This window comes from Chitinophaga niabensis, from assembly GCF_900129465.1.
GTDB classification, from domain to species: Bacteria; Bacteroidota; Bacteroidia; order Chitinophagales; family Chitinophagaceae; genus Chitinophaga; species Chitinophaga niabensis.
On the sequence record NZ_FSRA01000002.1, the window covers coordinates 1510111 to 1522646 of the forward strand.

General features: G+C 35.7%; 9 protein-coding genes. 5 read left to right on the forward strand and 4 right to left on the reverse strand.

Going from position 1 to position 12536, the window contains the following annotated elements; genetic code table 11:
• The first annotated feature begins 161 nt into the window (after positions 1-161).
• From BUR42_RS23380 to BUR42_RS23400, 5 genes are all read left to right on the forward strand, one after another.
• Positions 162-3386: a SusC/RagA family TonB-linked outer membrane protein gene (locus BUR42_RS23380; RefSeq protein WP_159442333.1), complete on the forward strand. Its 3225-nt coding sequence runs from the start codon at positions 162-164 to the stop codon at positions 3384-3386.
• Positions 3387-3470: 84 nt separating this feature from the next.
• Positions 3471-4829, forward strand: coding sequence for a RagB/SusD family nutrient uptake outer membrane protein (locus BUR42_RS23385; RefSeq protein ID WP_074242000.1), 1359 nt, complete (start codon positions 3471-3473; stop codon positions 4827-4829).
• 811 nt (positions 4830-5640) lie between these two features.
• Positions 5641-6810: an AhpC/TSA family protein gene (locus BUR42_RS23390; RefSeq protein WP_074242001.1), complete on the forward strand. Its 1170-nt coding sequence runs from the start codon at positions 5641-5643 to the stop codon at positions 6808-6810.
• A gap of 78 nt (positions 6811-6888) precedes the next feature.
• Positions 6889-7155, forward strand: coding sequence for a transposase (locus BUR42_RS23395; RefSeq protein WP_074243160.1), 267 nt, complete (start codon positions 6889-6891; stop codon positions 7153-7155).
• A gap of 193 nt (positions 7156-7348) precedes the next feature.
• Positions 7349-8653, forward strand: a complete 1305-nt coding sequence (locus BUR42_RS23400; protein ID WP_074242002.1) for a TlpA family protein disulfide reductase — start codon at positions 7349-7351, stop codon at positions 8651-8653.
• A gap of 178 nt (positions 8654-8831) precedes the next feature.
• On the opposite strand, the gene BUR42_RS29640 is transcribed toward BUR42_RS23400, so the two are convergent.
• From BUR42_RS29640 to BUR42_RS23420, 4 genes are all read right to left on the reverse strand, one after another.
• Positions 8832-9269: a hypothetical protein gene (locus tag BUR42_RS29640; protein ID WP_143197556.1), complete on the reverse strand. Its 438-nt coding sequence runs from the start codon at positions 9267-9269 to the stop codon at positions 8832-8834.
• Between the two features lie 104 nt (positions 9270-9373).
• The gene (locus tag BUR42_RS23410; RefSeq protein WP_074242004.1) at positions 9374-10459 is read right to left on the reverse strand and encodes a hypothetical protein; all 1086 of its coding nucleotides are present in this window, start codon (positions 10457-10459) and stop codon (positions 9374-9376) included.
• A complete protein-coding gene (locus tag BUR42_RS23415) occupies positions 10459-10920 on the reverse strand; it encodes a MauE/DoxX family redox-associated membrane protein (protein ID WP_074242005.1) in 462 nt (153 codons plus the stop codon). The genes BUR42_RS23410 and BUR42_RS23415 overlap by 1 nt, the downstream gene beginning before the upstream one ends.
• A gap of 262 nt (positions 10921-11182) precedes the next feature.
• Entirely contained in the window at positions 11183-12163 is a 981-nt protein-coding gene (locus BUR42_RS23420; protein ID WP_074242006.1) for a helix-turn-helix transcriptional regulator, read from the reverse strand.
• Between the last annotated feature and the right edge of the window lie 373 nt (positions 12164-12536).

The following is a 12536-nucleotide window of genomic DNA, read 5'->3' on the forward strand; positions in this document are numbered from 1 at the left end:
AGGATAGTATCCAGGTTTCTATCAATGCTGTGAATAAGCCGATTGAGGTTGTGTTTAAGCAGATTGAGAATCAAACAGGGTATACGGTGTTTTACGGGAGGCCTACGCTGAATGGGGATGAACTTGTTACGCTTCAAACGCGGGCGAGCCTTTCCAGTGTTATGAATACGATTTTGAAGGGGAGGAATGTGAGTTGGGCATTAAAAGATAGAACTATTATTATTACAAAGAGAGTTGTTGTGGCGGAGACTGGTAATAATACAGTTGTTGATACTATTCCTAACGTTAATATTTCAGGAAGTATTGTTGATAAATCTGGAATACCTATTGTTGGGGCTACTGTTTCGTTGAAGGGTCAGACTATGGGGCAGGCTACTGACAATTTGGGTCAGTTCCGCTTTATAAATATACCTTCAAGCGCAACATTAATAGTTTCCTCTGTTGGGTATAAGATGAAGCAAGTACGATTAGGAGGGGAAACGGCATTTCGCATAACACTGGATTCTGCCATTACAGAAATTCAGAAAGTTGAGGTCGTATCTAATGGCTATCAAGTAATGTCAAAAGAGCGTGTTACAGGATCCTTTGTGAACATAGACAATGAATTGTTTAATAGACGTGTTGGTGCAACCGTGTTAGATAGAATTGCAGATCTAGTTCCTGGTCTTATTATTGCGAATGGAGGTAACTCTAATCCTTTGGACGATATTAAAATTAGAGGGACCAGTACTATAAGTGCCAGTAAGAGACCTTTGCTGGTTGTTGATAACTTTATTTTTGATGGGGATCCTAATTCTTTAAACCCTAATGATGTCGAGAGTATTACAGTGTTGCGAGATGCAGCTGCAGCATCAATATGGGGGGTTCGAGCTGGTAATGGAGTTATTGTAATTTCAATGAAGAAAGGGAAGCTAAACAGTAGACCTGTAGTTTCATTTAATAGCAACATTACTATTACTGAAAGACCTAATCTTTTTGACATTCCCGTTGTATCTTCGGCGCATGTGATTGCATTGGAGAAAAAACGTTTCCAAGCAGGGTTTTATGATCAGGCCTTGGCGGCTAATACATTTCCTGCCTTATCGCAAGTGGTCGAAATACTATCAAAAAGAAGAGCAGGTACAATTTCTTCCGCTGAGGCAGATGCAATGATTGAATCATATGCAAATCATGATATAAGGAATGATATCAATAGATATCTATTACAAACTCCGGTTTCCCAACAGCATGCGTTAAACATTTCAGGTGGAGGTGAATCATATCAGTATTATGGATCTATTGGATATGATCGCAATCGGCCACTTGATATCAATTCGACTAACGAGCGATTAACCATGCGGTTTAACAATATCTGGAGGCCATCAAGGAATTTGCAAATAAGAGCTGAAATAAATTGGGGACAGTCGAATGTTGAAAGAAAAAATTCCGTAGAAAATTATCAACTTCTATTAACCGCGCCATATCATCGTCTTTCTGATGAGCAAGGCAACGCTTTGGCAATTCCAAAGAAATATCGTCTACCTTATGTAGATACTGTAAAGTTTCCGGGCCAATTGGATTGGCATTATAAACCGATTGAGGAGGCAAGCAATGGTAACTACAATTTTCGTAACTATAACACGCGCATTAATTCAGGGCTTAGCTATACATTGATACCAGGGTTAAAAGCAGAAATTAATTATCAATGGCAAAAAAATTATTATGATGAGAAACGTATTTATAGCATAACAACCTTTTATACACGAGATTTAATAAATAGAGTTGTCACAAGTGCGGGTTCACAACCTAACTATCCATACCCACTCGGGGGGGTTTATGGAAGGAGTAATGGTGATCAAAAATCATGGAATGTTCGAGGATTGTTGAACTTTGATAGAGGATTTGGAATACATAATATTTCCGCGATTGTAGGTCTGGAGGCGAGTGAATTAGTTACAGAGGCATGGACGATGCCTGCTCAATACGGTTATAATCCTGAGACTAATACTTTTGGTGTCCCAAAATTTGGTAATTGGATAACAAGGCCTAATCAAACCACTGAAGCTATATCATATTCAGCAGCAAATCTACGAGGAACAATTAATAGATTTGGTTCATGTTTTGGCAATATTGCTTATGATTTTGATGGGAGGTATTTGATATATGGAAGCGGAAAGATTGATCAAAGCAATTTTTTCGGTGTAAAGGCAAACGATCGAAAGGTGCCGCTTTGGTCTGCAGGCGTTGCATGGAAAATATCCCAGGAATCTTTTTATAATCTAGATTTTCTGCCCAGCCTTAAATTTAAAGCGACTTTTGGATACAATGGGAATGTTAACGCGGGAATTTCTCCTTTGGCCACAGCAAACTACTTTAGCCTTAGCAGTGCTTTACAAGTGCCTTATGCTTCAATAAGCACCCCCCCAAATCCACAATTACGTTGGGAGAGAGTTAAAAATGTAAATTTTGGGATGGATTTCGAAAGTAAGCAACAACGTCTTTCTGGAAGTATAGAATTTTACCATAAACAAGGCATTGATTTAATCAGTAGAATTGATGCTGATCCAACGAGTGGTTTTACTAGCTATACAGGAAATAAATCGAGTCTACAAACAAGAGGGATTGATCTCAGCCTAACTAGTCGAAATATTTCCAGAGAATTTAAATGGTATACCACATTAATTCTTTCATATCAGAGGGAAAAAGTTACTGCTTATTCAGTTAAACCTCCAGATCAAGGCCTTGTTATTGGAAGTGTAATTGTTGGCAAACCATTAAATAATATTTATAGTTATAAGTGGGCTGGTCTAAATCCTCAAAATGGGGATTCCCGGTTTTACCTAAATAAAGATATTATGAGTTCAATTGATATGTATAAAGTAAAGCAAGCTGATTTAGTTTACGGTGGACAGCTTAACCCACCGATATTTGGAGCAGCTAGAAATGATTTCAGCTATAGAAGTTTGAATGTGTCGGTAAATATTACATATCAATTAGGGCATCACTTTAGAAGAAAGTCTTTTTCTGGGTATTTTGGAACAGCAACTGATTATGCATCATGGCAGCATAAAGATTATTTAGATGCATGGAAGGTACCTGGAGATGAGATGGTTACTAATGTCCCCGGATTTTTGGATACCTATTCGGATAATAGATATGCTTTATACAATAGTTCTGATATATTGCTGGAGAAGGGAGATGTTGTGAGGCTGCAGGACATTAAGATATCTTATGAAATAGGAAAGTCGGCGATAAGAAAGCTTTTTCTTTCAAATGTTTCTTTTTATTTGTACATGAATAATGTCGGGATTTTATGGAAAGCAAGTGTATTTAATCCGGATACAGAAGGTGGACTAAATATTTCACGTCCTAAGTCATTGGCTTTTGGAGTTAATATTGGTTTCTAGAAGACATGCATATTCTAAAAGTGAGGATTCATAGGAGACATGTGAGGAGGAAATTTCTATTTGATTTAGATTAAAGAATTTAACATGAGAAAATATATCTCTATTATCGCTCTGTTTTTTTTATTTTGCTGTAAGAAATCTGACTGGTTTGATATAAAATCAGACAGTTCTTTAACAGTTCCAACAACCTTAACAGATTTCCAATATCTTTTGGATGATTTTACCATTGTGAGCCAGAATACTCCAGGTTTGGGTGAGGTCGGATCTGATGATCACTATGCACCGGAGAATAGTGTTATGGTGCCGGCAGAGCAGAATGCTTATACATGGACAAATACACTTCCTAATTTGAAAGTTGACGATTGGAATAAGAGTTACGAGAAAATATTCAGATGCAATCTCGTGTTGGAGGGACTCAAAAAGATTATCCCTGCAAATTCTAATGAATTGATACAGTACAATATGATAAAGGGAAATGCACTGTTTCATCGAGCTAAAAACTACTTTGATTTAGCACAAGTATATGGGCAGCCTTATAAGGCATCAAGTTCAGCTTCGGATTTAGGTATTCCTTTGCGTGAGGGAATAGATATAACAGCGCCGGTAACGAGGGCATCCGTGAAAGACACTTATGAGAGAATTATTACAGATTTATTGACTGCAGTAGAATTGCTACCAAATATATCTCAACTTAAGTCAAGAGGCTCAAAAGCAAGTGTGTTTGGGCTATTAGCAAGAACTTATCTCATAATGGGTGTATATGATAAAGCTGGAGCTTCAGCGGATTCTTCGCTAAGTTTATATAATACATTGCTTGACTTTAATAAAATAGGAGCTACAGTTCCAAATTTGGGACGATTTAATGCAGAGACTATTTTTTATTCACAAACAACTACATTCTGGTTTTCAATTTGGATGTCTGCATATGTTTTTGTTGACCCTAGCTTGTATGCTTTGTACAACGAAAATGACCTTCGCAGAACACGCTTCTTTACGGTAAGCGGAGGTAATATTGTTTTTAAAGGAAACTATAATAATTCTACAGCAGGTTTCAGCGGTTTAGCAACCGATGAGCAGTATCTAATTAAAGCGGAATGCTATGCTAGAGCCAATAATGTAGCAGCTGCTATGAAAACCTTGAATGATTTACTCAGAACTAGATGGAATAGTAACGTTGTATATCCAGAGTTGACTGCAGGAAATGCCGAAGGAGCATTGAGAATAATATTAACAGAAAGAAGAAAGGAGTTGTTGTTTCGCACCTTGAGATGGATGGATTTGCGGCGATTAAATCTTGACGATCGGTTTAGAGTGACCTTTAGTCATAAGAAAAACGGAATTACTTATACTCTAGAACCAGATAGTCATAAATACACATTGCCAATACCAGATGATGTGATTACTTTCTCAAATATTCCTCAATCTCCAGGATGGGTAAAATGATCTTTGTTTAATCGGTCTTACTTTAAGAAATATTTAAGAACCAGGTAAAAGGTCAAAGTTGATTAAACTTTGACCTTTGTTTGTTATTTAGTGCCTATTGGGTTTCTATTATGAACGCGTTATTTCTTTTTAGTTCGTAGATCTGGATGATTATATCGTTTGTTAAAAGCTTCTTTTTGTTTATAGAATAAATCGGGAGTTGTGAAACTTCATTTTAGGTTCCAGTGAATTTTAATATTTATCAAATGATAGAATTACTTTTTTTTGTGATCTAATTGTTAATGATATGGGCCTCTTCTACTACCAAACTTTTTACTAAATAGTGTCCAATCATTCGCTCTCATATCCTTACTTTAATTCTCTAAATCATAACTCTTTTGTATACAGCATGGGGTGGATATTGATCTGTGAGGTCTGGACCCATATTAACATTTTCCAGAGAATAGCCGTAGATAAAAGAGAATTATCATTTAAGATAATAGTCATGCAATACTATAGATGATTTACTATAGTGTTATTCCCACTAGTCAGCGATCGGGTATGCAACAGACTGTGTGATAATTTTGATCTGAATTTGTTAAATATATTTTCAATTGCTCTTTTGCTACAGAGCGCAGCAGAATGTTTTAATCTTTTAGATATAGTTTCAGTTTGTTTAATATGTTATTTGAATAAAATGAATTGAGAGGGAAGATATATATAATTCAATTCACCCTTTTCTTGGAAAAGAAGCTCTTATAATAATAGAAGAGTCTGCTTAATTAATTTCGGATTAATTAAGAGACTTTGAGCTTCAAATAAAAATGGAATAATGAAAACAATAATAGGGTTATTCTGCTTGCTTGTAATACGTTTAAATGTTTCAGCACAGTTTGAAAGAGGATATCAAATTATGGGAAACGTAAAGGATTTACCAAATGGAATAAATTTCTATTTGATAGGCACTAAGGAAGATGGAGGTGCAGATACAATCGCCATTGTAAAAAGTAAAGATAATAAGTTTATTATAAAAGGAAAAATCGAGTTAGAGGCTCAAATGTATTTCGTAAAGATGGATACATCTAGTTTGAAACTACCGGGAAATAGGCAATCTTGGGTTAGGTTATTACTTGATAATTCAAAAATAGAATTAAACGGCCGATTAGAAGATTGGCCTGAAGTTGAAGTTAAGGGTTCACTCCCTACTGATGAATATAATAGATTTGTGAAAACTATTAGAGAAGCTAGGGAAAATGCAAACAATAGGATGATGAATGCTAATCGGGACAGCATTATAATTGCAGAGGCACAGGAGGAGTACAATAAGGAGTTTATTAAGGCATTAGAAAAGATTCCCAATTCTTTTGCAGTGCCACTGTTTATTCTGAATAATTCTGTCCTAAAATTAGATGCACTCAATTTTGCATATAATAAACTATCTAAAAAGCAGAAGGATAGTTTCTACGGAATAAAGCTAAGAGAAAGAATAGAACTAACAACACTTAGTCAAAACATCAGAATTGGAAATGAAATGCCGGATTTTCAAATTAAAAATAGTAAAGGTATATCTCAGTCAGTAAAACAGATTGTAGCTGGATCGAAGATCACATTGATTGATTTTTGGGCATCTTGGTGTTCGCCATGCAGAGATGATATTCCCAATTTAAAAAAAGTTTATGCGGCTTTTTCTGAGAATGGATTTAATATACTTAGCATATCAATTGATAAGAATTCTAAGGACTGGGAGAAAGCTTTGAATGAAGAAAAGATGCCTTGGATAAATGGTTTGGAGTTAAATGGAGTGTCAAAGAAACTCTTTGGGATAACAGCAATCCCAGCGCAAATCCTAATAAATAATAAGTTTCAGATTATAGCCATGGATTATGTTGGTGGGGGCTACATGCAAAGAACAAAGTACATTATTCAAGATAAAGGTAAAAAAGGATTGAGAGGGAATGATTTATATGAAGTGGTTGCAACGGAGTTAAAAGTAGTCAAATAGAACTTATTGGGATATCAGTACCCATAGAAATTTGGCCAATTGAAAGAAAAGGAGTTGCTTTCATTAAACGGTCGCGATATGAGAAAATCTAAATATAAAGAGACAGAGATCATCAATGCTTTGAATGAGCATGAAAGGGGTAAATCTATAAACGATATTTGTTGCGAGCTTGGTATTAGTAATGCAACTTTTTATTATTGGCGTCGACGTTATGAAGATCGGAGATTGAATCAGCTTAAGCGGATCAGGCAACTAGAGAACGAAAATTGTCGATTAAAAAGGATATATGCTAACTTGAGTCTGAAACATGCATTGTTAAAGGATTTGGTTTCAGAAAATATTTAAGGTCCATTATTGATAGAAACACATCATTCTTAGTCTTCATCTTGTTGTTAACAATTTTAACCTTGTGGAGCGATAAGGCAATACGAGTCAAAAATTATAGGTTAATGATTGTGTTCATGAGAACGATAAGAAGAAAAACACTTAGAATTAAATATTAATAGTATATGAATATGTATATAAAGAGTATTATACGATGACAAGGATTACTCAGCGACTGATTAGCAGAGTTAGGGACTTTACCTTAGTTGTACTATTGTTTAACATTTCAGCACGGATTTTTGCTCAAACCTGTAATGACCATATTAATGCTGATACTGCCTATAAGGAACTGGAGGAAAAGTTTCTTTATGAATTTCTCAAACCTAAGGATAGGATTTTTTCCTATATGTCAAAGAGTGATTCTATAATAGCAGAAGTTTCTATACGAGAAAAACTTTATAGTGATTACAGAGAGAAAGGTCTAAATCTATGGACGAAGTTTCCTCATGACATAAGAAGGTATGAATGGTTTAAGAAAACTTTGCTACACAATAGATGGGGAAATCGCTATTGGAAAAGCATAGAGAAAGGGGCTAGAAGCTTGGTAGAAGAAGCTGGTCAAGAAGGAGGATATTCTACACCGATCAGTTGGAATGAATTAAGACATTGGGAAAATGTATATCCACATATGCTTTCTGAATATAAGATGTATTGTGAGCGTTCAGGAAAAATGATAGAATATAACCAGGTTCTGGTTTCTATATTAGATTCTTTTCTAAAACTTTCATTAAATTCTGAGTATAGATATCACAAAAAATTGAATTTGCCGGAATTAAAGCGATTATTTCTTCCTCTGGGTGAGAAAATCCTAGGTTATGACGTAAAAAGGTATCCTAATCTAATGCCGTTGTATTTAGATTTGCAGAACGTTATGGATGCAGGTTTTATATCTAATTATAGGGCATATGGGCTAAATGAAGTTGATATGGACAATTTTTTCGTTTCTCTTCAAACTAATTCTTCTCCTAATGTTAGAGAATGGGCAGAACGAAGGAATAACATATTTTTACTAATGAATAATCGCGATTCTTTTCAGCTTAAGTCCGCTTCGATTGGTGGCCAAGAGGTTGATTTTGGAAAGATGCGTGGTAATGTTGTTCTTGTTGATTTTTGGGCAACATGGTGTTCGAGTTGTATAGAACGCATGCCAGAAATCAAGCGGATGTATGACAAATACAAGGAGGGGAAATTTATCGTAATATCGGCTTGTTTAAATGATGAAAGAGATTTAACACAGGTGAAGAACATTAAAAGCAAGATTGGTGCTGACTGGCTAACTCTCGCAATTGGAAAAGTTTCTCAGAAAGAATCATTAGGGTCAGTCATATGGGAAAAGTACAAATTTTTTGGCGTTCCTCAATTACTACTTTTTAATAAGAAAGGAAAACTGGTAATGATAAACGATTTATTGAGATCTGGTAATTTTGAACCAATTTTAAAGAAACTTCTTGAGGAATAAATTGATAGGCTTTCTTATTATAAGTTATTTTTTTGTAACGTAAAATTTGTGGAGAGGTATATCGAGTTATGTATGCTTGTAACGTATATATTATTGGACTATCGAGGTTTTTAAAGGTCAAGGGTATTAAAGTTATACTTTTTAATCCCCTGACCTTTTAATTTTGATAGATTTTAACTTAGTTCCTACATCTAATGCTTGAAATTGCATATTCGTTTGCAGGAGCACTGTTTAATGGAAATTGTGGTTGAACTGCATTTGGAGCTACGCAAGGGCTCAGGTCTTCTGTTACAAACACACAGCAAACTTTTCCATCACCAGGGCAAAGAGTACCAAATTCTTCTGGATCGATTAAAAATGCTTCATCAACACCTCCAAAGATGTGAGTTCCTGCTGGAGCAGCAGCTTGTGCAGCGGCACAATTATCCCCTGCTGCGAAGGAGCTGGGAGATGTAGCAGTGCAAAGAGTTTTGTATTGCAATGTAGCAGTTGGAATATAGCAATTGGGTAGAACTGCTCTTTTCTTAGACTCGAATGCACCTGCCTGAGCAGCAATTGTTAAACTTACTGCTAAAATAGCGATAATGGACGCAAAACCAATTTTTAAACGTTTCATAATTTTTAATTTTTAAGTTATAGAATAGTTAATCCATTTAAGGGCTGGATTTCCCTTTTGCAGCGCTGCAATTTTTTCTGAAATATGGAGATAATTTTTTTTGTTTAGAAATGATAGGTAATAATCTTTTTATCTAATAATACCGTTAAAGTATCATTTTTTAATAATGCGGACTTTAGGCTTCCATTTCTACCATCGGATATATAAAAGCTACCAGCATAAACTCCATTCACTATGTTATACGAATCGACAACTATTTTTTGCATAAAGTCTCTAAAGCTTTCATTGTCAGAACGTAATCCAGAAACAATGTAGATATATTGATCGTCGGTAAAAAGACTTTCATTTACAGTTATTCTTGCTTCAGAAGGGACCATCTTTGTTTTCCCATCTTTTGATATTTCTTTTGTTAGCTTAACTTCATTCGTTGACACGGTATCAATCGTATTCGCATTATATAGGAGATTTAGATTACTATCTAAGCAATAGAATTTATTCTTTAGGTACTCAACATATAATATACATCCTGTCTTCTTATGGTATTCCAGCATGCCATCTGAAGAAAGCCAGTCTGAATTATTTTGACTAGTCGCAATTTCGACTTCCTTAATAAGTTCTCCAGTTTCAACGTTAAGTTTTTGGAGCATTTGTTTTTTCATTGATGGATTAATCGTTTTGATAATGCAGGATCCTGGCGATATTTGGACTGATTTTGTAAATATTAAGCTTTTCAATTTAACCATTGTCAATTTTTGTCCGGGGAACTTTCCGTAGATGACACTTTTCATATTGTTAATATGCATATACAACCAAGGAGAGTCAATCTTTATGGAAAATGGAACCATTTTTTCCGCAGGTATTTCTAGGTTGACCATTAAAGTGTCTTTTGGATCTAATTTTTTATTAAGCATTAATATGGCATTGGGATTTTCGCCAATTAGGTAAATGGTATTGTCGGAAACCCCACTAATTTTGGTAAATGAATTATCAAATGTAGCAGTCTTAATTATTTGCAGGTCCTTTGATATGAAATTCCTTAAGAAGCCGTTTTTCTTGGAGTTGGGCATTGAAGTAGAGGCCACCAATATTCCTAAGATAGAAATGTCTATTACAAGGATCAAAATGATTCTATATGCTATTTTGTTTCGCATTTTTTTGTGCTTTATTATATTCTTTTCAGCATGTATCATTAAAGCTGGACTTTTGTCTCCAATATCCTTTCCTTTCGTAATAGGGCAGTTTGATAAATTTCTGAGAGAATAATTCCTATTAATGACAAAATGGTAAATCCACTATTGAAAATAAGGTGATCACCCCATGATAATTTAGCAAGTACTCCTCCGCAACTGCAAGGTAAATCATATGCATAGTTTAACATAAGCCATATATAGCCGGTGAATAGAAACATCAAACCAAAGGATAGATAAAGGCCTAACTTTCGTGTTTTTTTAAAAACTAATAGACTCGCTAGAATTATTTCTCCAACGGGAAGTGCAATGGCAATAAACCCAGCCAAGGATTGGATAAATGGAGATCTTCCAAGTTGAGTTTTGAAAGTTGAATAATCCATCATTTTATTTAAACCGGTGTATATCCATAGCACAATAAGGAGTGCCGCAATTAGTTCAATGATAATTTTCGATATTTTCATTGCAAACCACAGTTATGGGTTAAAGATTAATTTTACAATCAGAATAAGGGAAATCTCGGTGCGTAGTGGAATGATAGCATTTGTAGATAAATTGCGTATTGATATTAAGAAATGGTTACTTGATCTGTGTTATGGAATAGTTTAATTAATCTGTGATGCCTTACATTGTTCTTTAAGCTATAAAAGCATAAGGCCCTCGCATACATCAAATATCCCTCAACTCTCTCAATACCATGTAATCATTTCCGACAAAAAATAATGATCAATTCCGGTAAGCTAAGCTAGACTTATAAGCAGCCGGCGTAACCCCAAACTTCTTCTTAAAAGCCCTGATAAAATTCGTAGTCTCCGGATACCCTACCTTCTCAGCCACCTGGTTCACATCCTCTCCCTCCTCCAGCAGTAACTTCGCAAGCTCCATCTTACTCCCAATCACAAAATTGTGGATAGTACTATGAAACATCGTCTTAAAATTCATTTTCAGATTGGTATCAGCCATTCCAAACTTTTTACCAAGGCCGGAGATCGTGATCTTCTGCCCCAGGTTATTAATAATATAAGCTTTTACTTCTACCAGTGCCCGCTTATCCTTGCCACTCAGTTGGAATCCATTGATCTTTTTACCAGCTAATCCTTCCATGATATGTATGAGCAGCTGATTCGCGCTATAGATGATGTGCATGCGGCCGGCAGCTCCAGGGTCCTTGCAGCTGAGAATAGCCCGGATCCGCAGTAAAGCTTTTAAGGGCGTAACTGTACTATAAGTTTGCGCACATTCATAATTACCCGCTTCATTCAGGAAGGGATCATTTACAACATTGGGATAAGAACTCTTTAACTCTGTGAGGTACTCCCTGCCAACATTTAATTGGAACAGATGATATTCTCCCGGTGTCAATGCTTTCCCTGAGAGTAGTAGGGGCATAGAGACGAGTTTACATTCCCCTTCGAAGAGGCAAGGCTCTTTCAGCTGCTGATTGATGGTGCCTTTCAATCCAAAGAGGAACGGTATATATGCTGCATTCCCATCTAGTACCCGGAATTTTAGTTCCTCCTTAAGGTGCAGCACATGATAAAGCACAGTAAAATGATCAAACGTTACCTGTTGTGTAAGAATAACTCCAAAATCTCCTTTTATAGTAGTCGCCGTAGCAACTGGTATCTCATATTCTTTCATGGACGGTATTACCCCTGGAAGAATAGAAACATTCAGTAGTTCCGGATTTTCAATTAACATGTTCATGGGCAGCACAAGGTTAAAGTATGAACAATGGGGTTACGTAATCTTTCGGGTAAGTAAAGGATTATGGATATCTTGTAATCGCTGTATCCATGGAATAGTGCTCTCCTTCCTGCATATGAGATAGGATCTGCTGGCTCAGATAGAATAACATGGGATATTCAATTTGATGTTAAATGGTCAATGCTGGTTATGGGTTGCCACCTCCAAGGGAAAGGAGGGAATGTGTCTTAAGCTATGCCTTTAATAATTAATACCAGTCAATGATTTACAACTAATGGAATAACATGTAAAAATTGCATAATGTGGTAATTAGACTTTCCTTTTACTAATTAGGTTTTTTAAACAATAAGGGTAAGGGTAGTTCTTGTCTTAA